Annotated in this window: 20 protein-coding genes; 10 read left to right on the top strand and 10 right to left on the bottom strand. The window is 34.0% G+C overall.

The window, feature by feature from the left end:
• Nucleotides 1-24: 24 nt before the first annotated feature.
• Nucleotides 25-579: a thioredoxin family protein gene (locus ACFQ13_RS04660; RefSeq protein ID WP_386114592.1), complete on the bottom strand. Its 555-nt coding sequence runs from the start codon at nucleotides 577-579 to the stop codon at nucleotides 25-27.
• 53 nt (nucleotides 580-632) lie between these two features.
• On the opposite strand from ACFQ13_RS04660, the gene ACFQ13_RS04655 reads away from it, so the two are divergent.
• A complete protein-coding gene (locus tag ACFQ13_RS04655; protein WP_386114590.1) occupies nucleotides 633-968 on the top strand; it encodes a tRNA-binding protein in 336 nt (111 codons plus the stop codon).
• A gap of 70 nt (nucleotides 969-1038) precedes the next feature.
• Here the strand turns inward: ACFQ13_RS04655 and ACFQ13_RS04650 are convergent, their stop codons facing one another.
• Nucleotides 1039-1428 carry a PUR family DNA/RNA-binding protein gene (locus tag ACFQ13_RS04650; RefSeq protein ID WP_386114587.1) on the bottom strand — a complete coding sequence of 130 codons (390 nt, stop codon included), beginning with the start codon at nucleotides 1426-1428 and terminating at the stop codon, nucleotides 1039-1041.
• A 63-nt stretch (nucleotides 1429-1491) separates the two neighbouring features.
• Nucleotides 1492-3246, bottom strand: coding sequence for an ABC transporter ATP-binding protein (locus tag ACFQ13_RS04645; protein ID WP_386114585.1), 1755 nt, complete (start codon nucleotides 3244-3246; stop codon nucleotides 1492-1494).
• A gap of 130 nt (nucleotides 3247-3376) precedes the next feature.
• Here ACFQ13_RS04645 and ACFQ13_RS04640 point away from each other — a divergent pair, with 130 nt between their 5' ends.
• The 4 genes from ACFQ13_RS04640 (at nucleotide 3377) to yajC (ending at nucleotide 6637) form a co-directional block, all read left to right on the top strand.
• The gene (locus ACFQ13_RS04640) at nucleotides 3377-4480 is read left to right on the top strand and encodes a Glu/Leu/Phe/Val family dehydrogenase (RefSeq protein ID WP_114309514.1); all 1104 of its coding nucleotides are present in this window, start codon (nucleotides 3377-3379) and stop codon (nucleotides 4478-4480) included.
• Nucleotides 4481-4589: 109 nt separating this feature from the next.
• A complete protein-coding gene (gene nusB, locus ACFQ13_RS04635) occupies nucleotides 4590-5534 on the top strand; it encodes a transcription antitermination factor NusB (RefSeq protein ID WP_386114581.1) in 945 nt (314 codons plus the stop codon).
• 221 nt (nucleotides 5535-5755) lie between these two features.
• A complete protein-coding gene (locus ACFQ13_RS04630; protein WP_386114579.1) occupies nucleotides 5756-6322 on the top strand; it encodes a DUF1573 domain-containing protein in 567 nt (188 codons plus the stop codon).
• Between the two features lie 24 nt (nucleotides 6323-6346).
• On the top strand, nucleotides 6347-6637 hold the full coding sequence (yajC, locus tag ACFQ13_RS04625) for a preprotein translocase subunit YajC (RefSeq protein ID WP_114309516.1): 291 nt from the start codon (nucleotides 6347-6349) through the stop codon (nucleotides 6635-6637).
• Nucleotides 6638-6743: 106 nt separating this feature from the next.
• On the opposite strand, the gene ACFQ13_RS04620 is transcribed toward yajC, so the two are convergent.
• From ACFQ13_RS04620 to ACFQ13_RS04595, 6 genes are all read right to left on the bottom strand, one after another.
• Nucleotides 6744-7382, bottom strand: coding sequence for a DsbA family oxidoreductase (locus ACFQ13_RS04620; protein ID WP_386114577.1), 639 nt, complete (start codon nucleotides 7380-7382; stop codon nucleotides 6744-6746).
• Between the two features lie 114 nt (nucleotides 7383-7496).
• Nucleotides 7497-8045, bottom strand: a complete 549-nt coding sequence (locus ACFQ13_RS04615) for a carboxymuconolactone decarboxylase family protein (protein WP_386114575.1) — start codon at nucleotides 8043-8045, stop codon at nucleotides 7497-7499.
• Between the two features lie 67 nt (nucleotides 8046-8112).
• Nucleotides 8113-8676 carry a TetR/AcrR family transcriptional regulator gene (locus tag ACFQ13_RS04610; RefSeq protein ID WP_386114573.1) on the bottom strand — a complete coding sequence of 188 codons (564 nt, stop codon included), beginning with the start codon at nucleotides 8674-8676 and terminating at the stop codon, nucleotides 8113-8115.
• A 125-nt stretch (nucleotides 8677-8801) separates the two neighbouring features.
• Complete coding sequence (locus tag ACFQ13_RS04605) at nucleotides 8802-9170, bottom strand: DUF2200 domain-containing protein (protein WP_386114570.1); 369 nt, start codon at nucleotides 9168-9170, stop codon at nucleotides 8802-8804.
• A gap of 107 nt (nucleotides 9171-9277) precedes the next feature.
• Complete coding sequence (gene pepT, locus ACFQ13_RS04600) at nucleotides 9278-10507, bottom strand: peptidase T (protein WP_386114567.1); 1230 nt, start codon at nucleotides 10505-10507, stop codon at nucleotides 9278-9280.
• 22 nt (nucleotides 10508-10529) lie between these two features.
• The gene (locus ACFQ13_RS04595; protein WP_386114564.1) at nucleotides 10530-11360 is read right to left on the bottom strand and encodes a universal stress protein; all 831 of its coding nucleotides are present in this window, start codon (nucleotides 11358-11360) and stop codon (nucleotides 10530-10532) included.
• A 148-nt stretch (nucleotides 11361-11508) separates the two neighbouring features.
• Between ACFQ13_RS04595 and ACFQ13_RS04590 the strand changes: the two genes are divergently transcribed.
• From ACFQ13_RS04590 to ACFQ13_RS04570, 5 genes are all read left to right on the top strand, one after another.
• Nucleotides 11509-12537 carry a quinone-dependent dihydroorotate dehydrogenase gene (locus ACFQ13_RS04590; RefSeq protein WP_386114561.1) on the top strand — a complete coding sequence of 343 codons (1029 nt, stop codon included), beginning with the start codon at nucleotides 11509-11511 and terminating at the stop codon, nucleotides 12535-12537.
• Between the two features lie 45 nt (nucleotides 12538-12582).
• Nucleotides 12583-13200 (top strand): LysE family translocator, encoded by a 618-nt coding sequence (locus ACFQ13_RS04585; RefSeq protein ID WP_386114558.1) that lies wholly within the window; start codon nucleotides 12583-12585, stop codon nucleotides 13198-13200.
• A gap of 4 nt (nucleotides 13201-13204) precedes the next feature.
• Nucleotides 13205-13606, top strand: coding sequence for a hypothetical protein (locus ACFQ13_RS04580; RefSeq protein WP_386114556.1), 402 nt, complete (start codon nucleotides 13205-13207; stop codon nucleotides 13604-13606).
• Nucleotides 13607-13659: 53 nt separating this feature from the next.
• Nucleotides 13660-13959, top strand: a complete 300-nt coding sequence (locus ACFQ13_RS04575) for a hypothetical protein (RefSeq protein ID WP_386114554.1) — start codon at nucleotides 13660-13662, stop codon at nucleotides 13957-13959.
• 138 nt (nucleotides 13960-14097) lie between these two features.
• Entirely contained in the window at nucleotides 14098-14961 is an 864-nt protein-coding gene (locus ACFQ13_RS04570; RefSeq protein WP_386114551.1) for a hydroxymethylglutaryl-CoA lyase, read from the top strand.
• A 59-nt stretch (nucleotides 14962-15020) separates the two neighbouring features.
• Here the strand turns inward: ACFQ13_RS04570 and ACFQ13_RS04565 are convergent, their stop codons facing one another.
• Nucleotides 15021-16469: an FG-GAP-like repeat-containing protein gene (locus tag ACFQ13_RS04565; RefSeq protein WP_386114548.1), complete on the bottom strand. Its 1449-nt coding sequence runs from the start codon at nucleotides 16467-16469 to the stop codon at nucleotides 15021-15023.
• Nucleotides 16470-16498 lie beyond the last annotated feature (29 nt).

Raw genomic sequence — 16498 nt, 5'->3', positions numbered from 1 at the left:
AAAGTTGCTAACGCTCTTGCTTTATTATTTCCATTTTATACCACAACCTAAGCTCGGTTTTTGGTCGGGATCTATAGGTGTATTATTCACTAAGGCGGTCATGGCGGCTCTGAGGTCTTTTCCGGTTACAGGAATACCATTATCGGGTCTAGAATCGTCTAGTTGTCCGGTATAAACCAAACTTAAATCAGAATCAAACAAGAAAAAATCTGGCGTACAAGCTGCTTCATAAGCTTTGGCTACATTTTGCGTCTGATCGTATAAATAAGGGAAAATATAATCTTCATTAATAGCGTGTTCTGCCATTAACTCTGGTCGGTCTTGTGGGTAATTAGCAACATCATTACTTGAAATTGCAATACAGTTAATCCCTTTAGAAATATAATCTTTTGCCAATTGCGATAACTCTGAACTTACATGAAGTACAAAAGGGCAGTGGTTGCAAATAAACATTACCAAAGTACCTTTAGTGCCTTTTAATTCTTGAAGTGATTTTTTAGTGTTATCTACAGTATCTGTAAGTTTAAATTGAGGGGCTTTAGTGCCAAGGGGCAACATGTTAGATTCTGTGCGAGCCATTATTTCTGTATATTTGTTTTTAGCGGACAATTAAATTGCCCTTTGTTATAGACATGGAAAAGATAGTAACATTTGAAGACTTTACAAAAGTTGATTTACGAATAGGAACCATTATAAAAGTTCATGACTTTCCTAAAGCGCACCGGCCGGCATATCAGTTAGTCATTGACTTTGGAGCCTTAGGGGTGAAAAAAACGTCTGCACAAATTACAACACAATATCAAAAAGAAGATTTGTTGGGACGGCAAATTGTGGCTGTTGTGAACTTCCCAAAGAAGCAAATTGCTAATTTTATGAGCGAATGTTTAGTGGTTGGTGCTGTTAAAGCTAAAGATGTCTTTTTACTACAACCCGAACAAACGGTAAAAAATGGAAGTGTCCTGTCTTAAAATGTAATTAATTATAAAACCCTGATAAATATATCAGGGCTTTAAAAAGGTTATTTTAATACGATTGGTTTTAAATATCGTCAAAACTGATATCTGTAAAACTTTCTGCGTTTTTAGTATCTTCTGGTGTTTTAGCTTCAAGCGTTACAAATTCATCATCACGCTTAAAATCTTTTTGGTGACGTTCGCTAATCACTTCTTGACCCTTTTCGCTAATGATATAGTCTGTCATTTCAGCTAAGATCTCTTTAAATTCTGTAAAGTCTTCTTTGTATAAGTAAATTTTATGCTTTTTGTAGTAGAAAGATCCATCATCATTCGTAAATTTCTTACTCTCAGTAACCGTTAAATAATAATCTCCAGCTTTGGTAGCTCTAACATCAAAGAAATAGGTTCTTCTCCCTGCACGTAATACTTTAGAGTATATTTCTTCTTTGTCCGTCATTTCATAATCACTCATAACTCAATCTATTTTAATTTCAATCCAAAAATCTAAAAAAAAAGTAAGCTAAACAACAAATAACTACATTTCTTTTTCAGAGCGTTGTTTGTTGTATAACTCCTTATAATACCCGTCAGAATTAATAAGCGTATCGTGGTTTCCAGACTCTATAACTTTTCCATCATCGAGGATAATAATATGGTCTGCGTTTTTGGCAGAAGAGATACGGTGACTTACAATAATGGTGGTTTTATCTTTCGTTAATTTTACCAAATTCTTTAAGATTTTCTCTTCGGTTTCTGTATCTACCGCAGAGAGGCAGTCATCAAACAACAATATTTCAGGCTGTTTTATAATGGCTCTAGCGATGGAAACCCGTTGTTTCTGACCTCCAGATAAGGTAATGCCACGTTCGCCTAAAACCGTATCATAGCCTTTAGTAAAGCCAATAATATTTTTATGAACTTTAGCGTTGGTCGCTGCAGCAATAACCTCTTCATCGGTAGCGTCTTCTTTTCCGAATTTGATGTTGTTTTTTATACTGTCTGAAAATAGAAAAGCATCTTGTGGCACATAGCCGATACTTTCTCTTAAACTGTTTAAGTTTAATTCTGAAATCGGAGTTTGATCTATTAAAACTTGGCCTTGATCAATATCATACAAACGACCAATGAGATCTAAGATGGTAGATTTACCCGAACCTGTTTTACCTAAAATAGCCAATGTTTGCCCAGATTGTAATGTGAAACTTACATCTTTTAAGGCTTCTATATTAGTGTCAGGATAAGTGAATGATACATTCTTAAAGGTAATATCGCCTTTAATTGGGGTTAATTCAGGGGTATTATTCTGAATATCGGGCTGGGTATTTAAAAATTCATTAATACGCTCTTGTGATGCTTCAGCTTGCTGTACTAAAGACGTCACCCAACCAACTGTTGCTACGGGCCAAGTAAGCATATTTACATAAATAATAAATTCTGCAATGGTTCCTATTTTTTCAATTTCACCAGCCATATATTGCATCCCACCTACATAGATAACGATGAGGTTACTTACACCAATGAGTAAAATCATCATAGGGAAAAATAAGGCTTGTACTTTAGTTAAGTTAATTTGCTTTTCGCGATTGGTTGCAGAAAGGTCTTCAAACTCTTTATTTGTTCTAGGTTCAATACCATAAGATTTAATCACAGAGATGCCACTGAAAGTCTCTTGAGAATAAGTTGATAATGTAGATAAGGATTGCTGTACAATGGTACTTCGCTTATTAATTAAACGACTTAATCTATAAATCACTACCGATAGAATAGGGAGCGGGAGTAAGGTGTATAAGGTTAATGATGGTGAACGGTCTATCATATAAATAATAGCAATAACAAATAAGGTGACTGTATTAATGGTATACATAATAGCAGGACCAACATACATTCTTACTTTACCCACATCTTCACTAATGCGGTTCATTAAATCACCTGTTCTATTGGTTTTATAAAAGTTGAGGGATAAGACTTGGTAATGCTTATAAATCTCATTTTTTAAATCAAATTCTATAAATCGCGATACGTTTATAATGGTTTGGCGCATTAAAAAGGTAAATATTCCAGCTAAAATGGCCGCTCCAACAAGATAAATGATGTTGATTGTTAAATCGTGCTTAAAAATTTCATCAGAAATAGTACCGTCCAATCGTTCGGAAACAATGTTTATAGAGCTCCCTATTAAACGTGGCGTAAACAGGGCAAACACCTTGGCTATGATGGTAATAATAATACCAATGATTAAACGATATCTGTATTTATTAAAGTATTTGTGTAGGTGTTTTAGTGCTTTCATACTAGGTTTTAATCCCTCAAAAGTATTACGAGAATCGTATTTAATAGTTAATGTTTTGCTAATCCTTTATTTATAATTTACTTTTGCATGCTTTTTAGAATATCTGTAGACACCCTTAATTTAAAGTAACATGACATCAGAAATAATTACTTCAAAAGAACTCCATAAAATAGATCCGGTTTTCGGACAAAATTCTTTTGACGATCATGAGCAAATTGTTTTTTGCAATGACAAAGATACTGGTTTAAAAGCTATAATTGGTATTCATAATACAGTTTTAGGACCAGCTTTGGGTGGTACAAGAATGTGGAATTATCAAAACGAGTGGGAAGCGCTAAATGATGTGCTGCGTTTATCTCGTGGAATGACCTTTAAGTCAGCAATTACCGGCCTAAACTTAGGTGGTGGTAAAGCGGTTATTATTGGCGATGCTAAAACCCAAAAGACACCAGAATTAATGCGACGTTTTGGTGAGTTTGTTCATTCTTTAAGCGGACGCTATATTACAGCTGAGGATGTAGGGATGGCTACTGAAGATATGGATACCGTAAGAGAGGTGACCCCTTATGTTACTGGTATTTCAGAAAGTAAAGGTGGTGCAGGAAACCCTTCTCCAATTACAGCTTATGGTGTATTTATGGGAATGAAGGCAGCTTCGAAATTTCAATTCGGATCTGATATCTTAGAAGATAAGAATGTATTTGTTCAAGGTATCGGTAACGTTGGTGAAGCTTTAGTAGAGCATTTGGTTAACGAAGGTGCTAATGTAACGATTTCAGATATAAGCCAAGAGCGTTTAGAAGAGGTGCGTTCTAAATATGGTGTAACCATCTATGGTGGTAATGATATTTATAGCGAGGAGATGGATATCTATGCGCCTTGTGCATTAGGAGCTACCATAAATAATGATACAATTCATAAGCTTAAAGCTAAAGTTATTGCTGGTGCAGCTAATAATCAGTTAGCCGAAGAAAATAAGCATGGTTTAATTTTACAAGAACGCGGTATCGTTTACGCGCCAGATTTCTTAATTAATGCCGGTGGTATTATCAACGTTTATGCTGAATTAGAAAATTACGACCGCCAAGAAATTATGCGTAAAACTGAAAATATCTATAATACAACCTTAGAAATTTTAGATAACGCGAAGGTGAATAAACTGACCACAAATGATGCGGCTTTAAATATTGCTAGAGAGCGTATTGAAACACGTAAGCGAGAAAACTTAAAATAGTCCAGATTAAATTCTGATATAAAAATTAATTAATAGTATTTTTGCAAGGTGAATCTTTTTAGAGATTCACCTTTTTTTAATAAACCATAAATAAAGTGAGTTCTTACACATGCTAAACAGAAGACACATCAGAATTAAAGTTATGCAATCTATGTATGCTTTTAAGGGGACAGAAAGTGATGATTTAATAAAGGAACAAAAGTTTCTATTACAGAGTTTAGATGGTATGTACGATTTGTATTTATCACTGTTGGCTTTATTAACAGAACTTCACAAGAAGAGTAAGAGTCATAACCAAAAGTTGCAGAATAAATTATTAGGCACAGCGGCAGATAAAAATCCGGATCTTAAATTTCAAGAAAATCAAGTTCTTCATGCCATCAGTAGTAATACGATGTTAAAGGATGTGATCTCTAGCCAAAAGCTGAATTTCTGGGATTTAGAGTTTGATTATGTCGATCTACTTTTTAAAGCCATTTTAAAGAGCGATATCTATAAGGCTTATACCGAAGAAGAGGAACCAAACTTTAAAAGAGATAAGCAGTTTGTAATTGATGTTTTTACTGAAATTATAGCGCCTAACGAGAAGCTTTTTGATTTCTTTGAAGATAAAAAATTAACGTGGATTGATGATTTACCAGTGGTAAACACAGCCATGCTTAAAGTACTTCGTAAACTTAAATTAAGTTCTCCTGAAACGGCTTTATTGCCTGACTTGTATAAAGATGAAGAAGATCGTGATTTTGCTATTGAATTATTTAAGAAAACCTTCTTAAACAATTCAAAGTTTGCAGAGGAGATCAGTAAAAAAACAACCAATTGGGACTCGGAGCGTTTAGCCAGTTTAGATGGTGTTTTATTGAAGATGGCACTTTGTGAATTTCAGAAATTCCCATCAATTCCTCATAAAGTAACAATTAACGAATATTTAGAAATTGCCAAAGAGTATTCGACGCCAAAAAGTAGCTACTTTATTAATGGTATTTTAGATAAAATTGTTAAGGAATACCAAGCCGATAATATTCATATGAAAACGGGGAGAGGTTTAATGTAGTTAAGCCTTCTACCTGAGAACATTAGATATAAAGATTAAAGCTTATTACCTAGGAGTGACATAAAAAAGGGAAGAGGTTTAGAGCATTAAGATTTCGTCGCAGCTAAGGCAGGCCTTACAAACGAAGTGTTAACAAAGCGCTAAAAATTTTAATACCTTGAAATAATTATTAACTTCGCTTGCCGAAATTGAAATCTAATTTTAATAAATATTTAATAGTAATGAAAAAAGTAATTTTAGGACTTAGTGCATTATGCATGGTAGCGTTTACATCTTGTAAAGATGATGCAGCAAGCAAAGTAAAAGACGAAAATGTAGCGGTTGCTGCTGAAAGAGATGCAAATGCAGGTGATTTTGCTGTAATTTCTTTAGACAAGACCGAGCACGATTTTGGAAATATTGAAAATGGGACTCCACAAGAAACTGTTTTTAAATATACAAACACAGGAAACTCTATGTTAGTGGTTAGTGATATTAAAAGTACTTGTGGATGTACTGTACCAACAAACTATACAAAAGAAGTTCAGCCAGGAGAAACTGGAGAATTTACAGTTAAATTTAACGGTAGAGGAAACGGTAAAGTAACAAAGTCTTTAACGATGATTACAAATACTGAAAAAGGACAAATTCCTGTAAGAATTTCAGCATTCATTAACAAAGATCCTAATGCTGCTACAACTCCAGTAAGAACGACAACAACTAAAGTTAATCCTTTAGCGACTGATAATGCTGCTGCACCTAGAAAATACTCTACGCAGCCAGGTCATGAAGGACATAACCACGATTAATTATTACATATAACAAATTACTAAATGGACGCAATAGGATCATTTTTACCGTTTATCGCTATTTTTGCAGTGATGTATTTCTTTATGATTGCACCACAAATGAAACGCTCTAAACAAGAGAAAAAATTTGCCAGCGAATTAAAACGTGGTGATCGTGTGATAACCAAAAGTGGTATGCACGGAAAGATTGTAGAATTAAATGACAAAGATAATAGTTGTATTATTGAAACATTAGCAGGGAAAATTAAGTTTGACCGTTCTGCAATTTCTATGGAAATGAGTAATAAATTAAATGCACCTGCAGCGACTAAATAAGCTAAAGGTATTTATATAAAAAAAGACCATTCATTATTTGAATGGTCTTTTTTTTATGCCTTATACAGAACAGTCAAAGCTGTTCTTGGCAAAGCGTTTTAAGCCTTTAAAGTAATTCGTTTAAGACTTGCTTAAAGGTGTCCGTAGGTTGGGCTCCCGTTAGGGCACTTTTACGGTCAAAAACAAACGTTGGGACAGAATTAACGCCTAAATTCTTCCAATAAGATTGTTCGGTTCTAATTTTTTCTTGTTCTGATTCTAGATCTAATTTGGCTAAGGCTTCTTCAGCATTTAGGCCTACATCTAATAAGGCTTGCTTTAAAACCTCACGATCAGATACATCTTGACGTTCACTAAAAAAAGCGGTGGTTAGACGCATTTTTAAAGCGGTTTGCTTTTTAAAGGTCTTAGCATAGTCTAATAAAATATGGGCGTCAAAGGTGTTAACCATTCGCATGTCATCAAAGTAGTCAAAAGTAAAACCAAGTTCTTCACCATGTGCTGCCATTTGGGCTTGTGAGGCCTTTTGTTGTTCTAAAGTTGCACCGTATTTCTCATTGATATGTTCTGTGAGGTCTTGACCGTCTGCAGGCATATTAGGATTCAGTTCAAAAGGTTGCCATTCAATCTCTACACGGTCTTCAAGACCAAGTTCTGAAATGGCTTTTTCTAAACGTTTATAGCCAATAGTACACCAAGGGCAGACCACATCAGATACAATATCTATTTTTAAAGTCTTTGTCATTGTCGATAGGTTTAAAATTTACGTTTCAGTGTTGTAAAATTAATAAACCTTCCGATAGGGATCGGAAGGTTTAAACTATTAATCAATAGGGGTAAACAGGGATTATTTTAGCGCTTATTTAGACCAGCTAAATTTCTTAAAAGCGTCGTCTACTGGGGTATTTGCAATATGATTGGTGTAATTACTAATTACTTTTTGAGATAATCCTAAGATAATTTCTAAGACTTGTGCTTCGCCATAACCTGCAGCGTAGAACGCCTCTAAATCATCTTGTGTTACATTACCACGGTTACGAACAATAGTTAAGGTCATTGTACGTAAAGCTTCTAATTTAGCACTTTCTAATGGAGTTTCGTTACGTAAGGCCTCGGTGATATCATTATCAACTTTCATCATATGCGCTATTCCGGTATGTGCAGGTACACAATAATGACACGCGTGCTCTACGTTAATGGTTTGCCATACGACAGTTAATTCTTCCTCGTTAAATGAGGTTTGCGTAAACAATTCATGTAAAGTTTGGTAAGCTTCTAATATTTTTGGAGCTCCGGCTAATACACCGTGTAATCCAGGAATCATACCGTAAGCTTTTTGAGAGTTTTCTAATAATGCTTTTCCTTCTTCAGGTGCACTTTCTAAATCGTGAATTTTTAAAGTTGTCATAATTTTTCTTTTTTCTATTTAATTTATAATATCTAAACAATCGTTTAGTTTTGTTGTAAAAAAAACCTTAGAGGTTTTTAAAGGTCATTTCTATATAATCTTTAATTTCTTTTGGGGTATTAACCCTAGCTGCGGCCGCTAGACCGTGCTTTGCTAATAATAAATAATTAGCTTGTTTTAAAACGGTTTCCTGATCTTTATTAGGATCCATTTGTAGCTTTTCAATAAAAATGGCTTTTAAATCTTCCATAAACGAAGTCATTTGTTCTTTGATTAAAACGTCTTCACTTTCTGAAAATTCATTATACGTATTGGTTACTAAACATCCTTTTAAAGCCTCATCATTAAAATTAGAACGTACAGAGTCATAAAAGAATTGCTTAATGTCTTCTAAGCCTTTTGTGCCTTGTATTAAGGGTTCAAAAATAGAATTGATTCTCAATTTGTAATGGTTTAGGCTTTCTAAAAATAAGCCCTGTTTATTACCAAAAGCAGAATATATAGAAAACTTATTGATGCCCATTTCTTTTTCTAGCATCTGCATAGAAGTGGTCTCATAACCATTTCTCCAAAAGAGCTGCATCGCTTTTTCTAAAACCTCTTCTTTATTGTATTCTTTTTTTCTTGCCATTTCTGAGGTTGATAAAAACCTTTCTATTTAACTACAGGACAAAACTAACCAATCGTTTAGAAATAAAAAAATAATTAACATGAATTTAGTTTTTTGCAGCTTAAAATGAAAGTAGAGCAGCGGGTTTATTTCGGTTGACGAAGTATTTTATCCATTTTCCGGCCTTTAGCCAGCTCATCCACAAGTTTATCTAAGTAACGTACTTGTTGGGTTAATGGGGTTTCTATGGCTTCTATTCGATAGCCACAAATAACCCCTGTAATATATTTAGCGTTAGGGTGAAGGGTAGCGTTTTTAAAAAACGTTTCAAAAGTAACTTTAGTTTTTAGCAGTTGGGTAAGATCGGTTTCGGTATAACCGGTAAGCCAGGTTATGACCTGATGAAGCTCTGCTACAGTGCGGCCTTTTTTTTCCACTTTAGTGATATAGTGAGGATAAACGGAAGCGAAGGTCATTTCAGCAATACGTTTATCATGCGCAGGTGTCGTTGTCATGGTCTTAATCTTTATAATGAAACCCTTAGGATAGATTAAAGTTAAGCAAAAAAAAAGTTAGCAATATAATATTGCTAACTTTTAAAAGTCTTCCGTATTAGGGACACTTATTTTTTTTCAGCCGTTAATTCAGCAATTTTGCAAATTACTTCAACCGCTTTTTGAATACTTTCTACAGGAACATATTCATAACGTCCATGGAAGTTATGTCCACCAGCAAAGATGTTAGGACAAGGTAATCCCATATAGGATAGTTGTGATCCATCTGTACCACCTCTTATAGCTTTAATAAGTGGTTTAACCCCAACAGCTTTCATGGCTTCTTCTGCAATATCTACGATATGCATTACCGGAGCCACTTTTTCTTTCATGTTATAGTACTGATCTTTAATTTCAATATTAAAAATCTCACTTTCATATTTGGTATTAAGATCCGAGACAATTTTTTCCATTAAAGCTTTTCGGGCTTCAAATTTATCTTTGTCATGGTCTCTAATAATATACTCAAGCGTTGTGGCTTCAACATCACCTTCAATATTATGGAGGTGGAAAAAACCTTCATAACCTTCCGTGTGTTCTGGTGTTTCTAAACGTGGTAAAACATTAATAAATTCAGTAGCATAGTACATAGAATTGATCATTTTACCTTTCGCATACCCTGGATGTACAATTTTACCTTTAACGGTTACTTTGGCACCTGCGGCATTGAAGTTTTCATATTCTAGCTCACCAACCTGACTTCCATCCATGGTGTAGGCCCAGTCGGCTCCAAATGTTTCAACATCAAATTTATGAGCACCTCTACCAATTTCTTCATCAGGTGTAAACCCAACTTTTAAGGTTCCGTGCTTAATTTCAGGATGATTAATAAGGTATTCCATCGCCGTTACAATCTCTGTAATCCCGGCTTTGTCATCAGCACCTAAAAGTGTAGTTCCGTCGGTAGTAATTAAAGTTTGTCCTTTGTATTGCAACAAATCTTCAAAATAATCTGGCGATAGGATAATGTTTTGTTCAGCATTTAAAACAATATCTTTACCATCGTAATTCTCAATAATCTGAGGTTTTACGTTGGCTCCTGTAAAATCTGGAGAGGTGTCAAAATGCGATATAAAGCCAATAACAGGAACATCATGCTCTACATTACTAGGTAATGTGGCCATAATGTAGGCGTTATCATCTATGGTTACATCACTTAATCCTATGGCTTTTAATTCTTCTACTAATTTGTTAGCTAAATCCCATTGTTTAGCGGTACTCGGAGTGGTTTCTGAATTTGGATCAGATTCCGTATCAATAGTAACATAACCGATAAAACGATCTATGATATGCTGCATAATTTTATTTAAATTGTAATCATTAAAGTTTAAAAGTAACCACAGGAAGCTTCACGTGGTTTACGATATCTTCAGAAATGCTACCACTGAAAAAGTGATTTAAGCCTTTTCTTCCGTGTGTTATTACAGAAACAGCATCAGCTTTAGAACGTCTAATATAACTAGAAATTCCACCTTCTATACTATGGTCTGCTATACGTGCAATAGTAACATCTTTCTCTGTTAATTTCGCTTTTTCTAAGAATAAAGCTATTTTTTCATCAACTTCATCCGTACTTAAAAAGCCTAAGTTTGGTGTATTAATGTTTAATAGTGTAATCTCTTGACCTAATTCTTTTAATAAGTTTAAGGCTTTAGTTATAGCAGGAATACTTTCTTCTGAAAAATCTGTAGCCAATACAATATGGTTAAAGTTAACAGCGCTTGGTTTAGACTTTACAATTAATACTGGCGTGTCGCTATGCCGAACTACTTTTTCAGTATTAGAACCTGTAAATACACCGTCGTAATCATTATGACCTCTAGAGCCCATAACAATGATATCGGCATTCACCTCTTTAGCCACTGTAGCAACTTCATTTAATACTTTTAAATATTTAATCATTGGAGTAACCTTAAGACCTTCTAGATAAGGTTGGTCTAAAAATGTATCAAACTCCTTTTTAGCGACCAAAAGCATAAAAGCATTTTCGTCATTACGTTCTGTTAACGAAGCTGAAAAGATAGATTCAGACATTTCTAGCATATGCATTACAATTAATTCTGCATCGTGTTGTTTCGCTAATTCAGCAGCGGTTTCTAAAGCATATTCCGAATGTTTTGAAAAATCAACAGGAACGATAATTTTTTTCATGATAATTTGATTTTGGTTTGGATTTCAAAGTTAAGAAAATTCTTAGCTAAAAATAATGATATATAACAGTTTCTGTTAAAATTATTAGCTTATGGAATGCTTTATTTTAGCGAGGAGTTGTTTATTTTTGTCTCGCAAAATTCTTCTTATGTATAAAGCTATTATTAGACCCATATTATTTTCTTTCGATCCTGAAAAAGTACATTATTTTACCTTTTCTATGGTGAGAACCTTATCTAAAATACCAGGATTTAAAGCCCTATTTAAAGCGCTGTTTGTGGTTGAAGATAAACAACTAGAACGTCAGTTATTTGGACTTACCTTTAAAAATCCTGTAGGCTTAGCGGCTGGTTTTGATAAAAATGCGGTGTTATATAATGATCTTGCTAATTTTGGATTTGGCTTTATTGAAATAGGAACCGTAACCCCAAAAGCACAAGAAGGAAACCCTAAAAAACGATTATTCCGTTTAAAGGATGATAAAGGGATTATCAATAGAATGGGCTTTAATAATGAAGGGCTTGAGGCGGCAATAACGCAATTAAAAAAGAATAAAGGCCAACTTATTATTGGTGGAAATATTGGGAAAAATACGCAAACACGTCCAGAGGATTATACCAAAGATTATTTGGAATGTTTTAATGCTTTGCACCCTTATGTCGATTATTTTGTACTTAATGTGAGTTGTCCAAACGTAGGAAGCCATGCTAAATTAAACGATAAAGACTATTTATTAGAGTTAATTTCTAGCGTGCAAAGTGCTAACGCTAATTTTGATACCCAAAAGCCAATTCTTCTTAAAATCGCACCCGATTTAAACGACATACAATTGGATGAAATTATAGAATTAATTGCAGAAACCAATCTCGATGGCGTTATTGCAAGTAATACATCTATTGATAGAACAGGTTTAAAAACGAGTGACGCCCGATTAGACGAAATAGGAAATGGAGGTTTAAGTGGACAACCTATTAAAACAAAATCAACCAAAGTCATTAAATACTTAGCCGATAAAAGTAACAAGGCGTTCCCAATTATTGGAGTAGGAGGGATTCATTCTGCCGAAGATGCTTTAGAGAAATTAGATGCTGGTGCCGACTTGGTTCAGGTGTATACCGGCTTTATTTATGAAGGGCCTGCTTTAATTAAACAAATTAATAAGGCTTTACTAAAGTAAACGATGCCTTAGTTTTGCGTCATTTGAAATTTTTATGCTGATCCTTTGAGTTACGATATTCTTATTTCTTTTATCATAGCCACTTCTGCACTGGCGCTTTCGCCAGGACCAGATAATATCTATGTTTTAGTGCAAAGTATCGCAAATGGGAAGTCTTATGGAATGGCCACGGTTTGTGGCTTAATTTCGGGATGTATTGTTCATACTACTTTACTCGCTTTTGGGATATCTGCCCTTATTAAAGCTAATGAGAACTTATTTTTAGGAATTAAAATCTTAGGCGCCTGTTACCTTTTATTTCTCGCTTATAAAGTATTTAGGTCTAATGCTGAAATCCATTTTAGTGCTGACCATATGCCCAAGAAGAGTCTAAAAAAATGTTTTGTACAAGGCTTTTTTATGAATGTGCTTAACCCTAAAGTCACCATTTTCTTTCTGGCTTTTTTTCCTGGGTTTTTATTTAGCGAGACTATGAATACCGTGATTCAATTCTATATTTTGGGTGGTATTTTTATGCTCGTATCTTTTATCATTTTCACTGCCATAGCCCTATTGGCAGGTAAAATAAAGCGCTATACCTTAAAACATAAAAATTCTGGTTTAGTCTTAAAATGGCTTCAAATAATTGTTTTTGTTGGCATTGCGATTTTTATTTTAACTTAGTGAAATGCTAAGGTTTAAGATTATTCCGAGATTTATTATTGCTATTTTCCTCTCTTTTATGCTTTTTACTGTTATCGGTACGCTTTCTCATGAATGGGGTCATATTGCCGTTGCAAACTATTTTGGTTACAACACAACCTTAAATTATGGCAGTATGGGATATAGTCAAGATTTTTCTGAAGATCAAGAGGTACAAGCAATTAAAAGACTATCTGAACCCTACGGTGATCTAGATTATGATGAATGGCCTGAAGATGTAAAAATAAAACTTCAAGCTTTAGATAAAATTGTAATGGAAAGATATCCCTACAATGAAACCTATAAATTACACGACAAATTCATTACGCTAGGAGGTCCCGCTCAAACCTTACTAACAAGTGGTATAGGTATATTACTTCTTTTTTAAGACGAAAAAAATGGCGGGTTCAATTTAGGACTCTAGATTGGCTTGCTGTATTTATGGCACTATTTGCGCTTCGTGAGGTCTTTAATTTTATACTAGCTTCTTATGAAGCCCTATTTTATTCTCAATCGAATTTTCAGGGAGATGAATTTAAGATTTCTAGAGATTTGGGTTTTAATGAATGGATGATACCAACACTAACCTTAGTGATTGGACTACTCATTTCAGGTTATGTGGTATTTAAAATTATACCCTTAAGCTATCGGTTTTCATTTATCCTCGCAGGAGGTCTTGGTAGCGTAGCAGGTTACGCATTGTGGTTTGGTTTTTTAGGACCCGCCGTGTTCAATTGGTAAATAGGCTCTGAATACCAGTGGTATGTCTAAAATGAGTATTTATTTATACCAAAGCAATGGCATTTACAAGTTGACTATTTTATTTTGAAATCTAATTTCGAGTTTAAATTCAATTTCAATTAATGTATATTTGAACTAATGAACAAGCCGGTTAAAATCATAGAATGTCCAAGGGATGCCATGCAAGGCATTAAAGCTTTTATTCCAACAGAAAAAAAAGTACAATACATTCAATCCTTATTACGCGTTGGTTTTGATACCATTGATTTTGGAAGTTTTGTATCCCCAAAAGCGATTCCGCAAATGGTAGATACTGCCGAAGTATTAGCTCAATTAGACTTAAGTAAAACCAAGAGTAAGCTCTTGGCAATTATTGCTAATACCAGAGGTGCTAACGATGCCTCTGTACATAAAGCGATTGATTATTTAGGGTTTCCGTTTTCAATATCAGAAAACTTTCAGATGCGAAATACGCATAAGACTATTGCAGAATCTGTAGTAACGCTATCTGAAATCCTTGAAATTGCCGATAAGAGTAATAAGCAAGTTGTGGTGTATATTTCTATGGGATTTGGAAATCCGTATGGTGATCCATGGAATGTAGATATTGTAGGGGAGTGGACTGAACGCTTATCTAAAATGGGTGTAAAGATTCTATCCTTAAGTGATACTATTGGTAGTTCAGATGCTGAAAACATCAATTATTTATTCTCAAATTTAATTCGTGAATATTCAAATATAGAATTTGGTGCTCACCTCCATACCACACCAACAACGTGGTTTGAAAAAGTGGATGCGGCTTACCTTGCCGGATGCAGACGTTTTGATGGGGCTATTCAAGGTTTTGGCGGATGCCCTATGGCTAAAGATGAATTAACAGGAAACATGCCTACCGAAAGAATGTTTTCTTACTTTACCCAAAAGAAAGCTCATGATCTTAATGCCATGTGTTTTGAAAGTGCTTATAATGAAGCCTCGAAAATTTTTAAGTTCTATCATTAAAACATAAAAACCCTCACAAGAGTTGCGAGGGCTTCCATAAAAAATAGATGTACTGTTTGCTATTTCAAAATTAGTTTCTTTGTAATGCGCTTCTTATCAAAAGTAAACTGCATTAAATAAATACCATTTTCTAAAGACGTCAAATCTAGAGATTTTATGTATTCATTAAATGAATTAACCAATGCTGTTTCGTATACCTTTTGCCCTAAAGAAGAATAAATTGTCACTGCATTTATAGATGAATTTAAGTTGTTCTCATCATAAACTAAATTAACTGTTTTGTTTACTGAAGGGTTGGGGTGTAGCAATAACTGTGTATTATGAGTGACATCTTCAATACTTAAATTTTCATTCTGATTAGTATAAACTTTCGTAATTGCATCGCCGTTACTGTTAAGTCCACTTAAAACAAAATCCATATCTCCATCGTTATCATAATCAGACCAATGTGCAGAGCTCACGTAGGTGGCATAAATACCGGTATTTGCGTTTGTGTCTTCTGTAAATACATTATTTATGTTATTATAAAATTTTATATGAGGAAGCGTGTTTTCGTCAGCACCAGTAATAAAAATATCTAAATCACCATCATTATCATAATCTACAAAATTAGTTGCTCCCCAATATAAATTAGCTAAATTAATTTCTGTATTGATGTTGAAATTTGCATTACCATCATTGTTATATAATGCAGTGAATGGCTTATATGTGGAGTCATAACCAGAGATTAAAATATCTTCATCACCATCATTATCATAATCAGCAGCGCTTAGTGCAGAAAAATATACTTCAGCGATACCCGCATTTATTTTTTCTGTAAAAACAGCATTACCATCATTAAGATACAATTTTGTTTCTGGTGTATAATTATTACTAAAACCTGTAAGAAGTATATCTAAGTTACCGTCATTATTAGCATCAAAACTCAAAATACTTCCGTAGGAATTACCAAAAAAAGGAGTCGGAGTATCAGTAAAAGTACCGTCATTGTTTTGTAAGTATAGTTTAGCGATGTATGTGTAATTCGCATCCATACCGGTAATAATTATATCATCTAAATTATCATTATTGAAGTCACCAACTTTCATTTCGCCTGTTGATGTTCCAGGAATCGATAAAGTTTGTGAGGTAAAGGAACCATTGGTGTCGTTAACATATAACAGTGTTTCTGGTAAGTCACTAGAGTTGAATCCATTTATTATAAAATCGGTAAAACCGTCATTATTAAAATCTAAAATTTCAATATTTGAATTGGAAAAAGCTTCTATGTCGAAACTCATTAGCCCAATAGTTTCAGGTTGATATGAATACATAGCTGATGTGCTATTGTAATAATCATCATATCCAGATATGATGAGTTCTTCGCTAGAATTATTATCTATATTTATCCATTGCGCTTCGCCATAAACGATACCATTTAATTCAATTTCAGTGTTCTCTGTAAATTGTTGAGCGTAAGAATATTGAATAATAGTAAAGAACAGTAAGATTAATTTATATGTTTTCATTATTGTTTTATTTAGAATGATTCTAAGTT

It is taken from the genome of Winogradskyella rapida (assembly GCF_042675845.1).
GTDB classification, from domain to species: Bacteria; Bacteroidota; Bacteroidia; order Flavobacteriales; family Flavobacteriaceae; genus Winogradskyella; species Winogradskyella rapida.
This window is presented reverse-complemented; position numbering and strand designations above follow the sequence as displayed.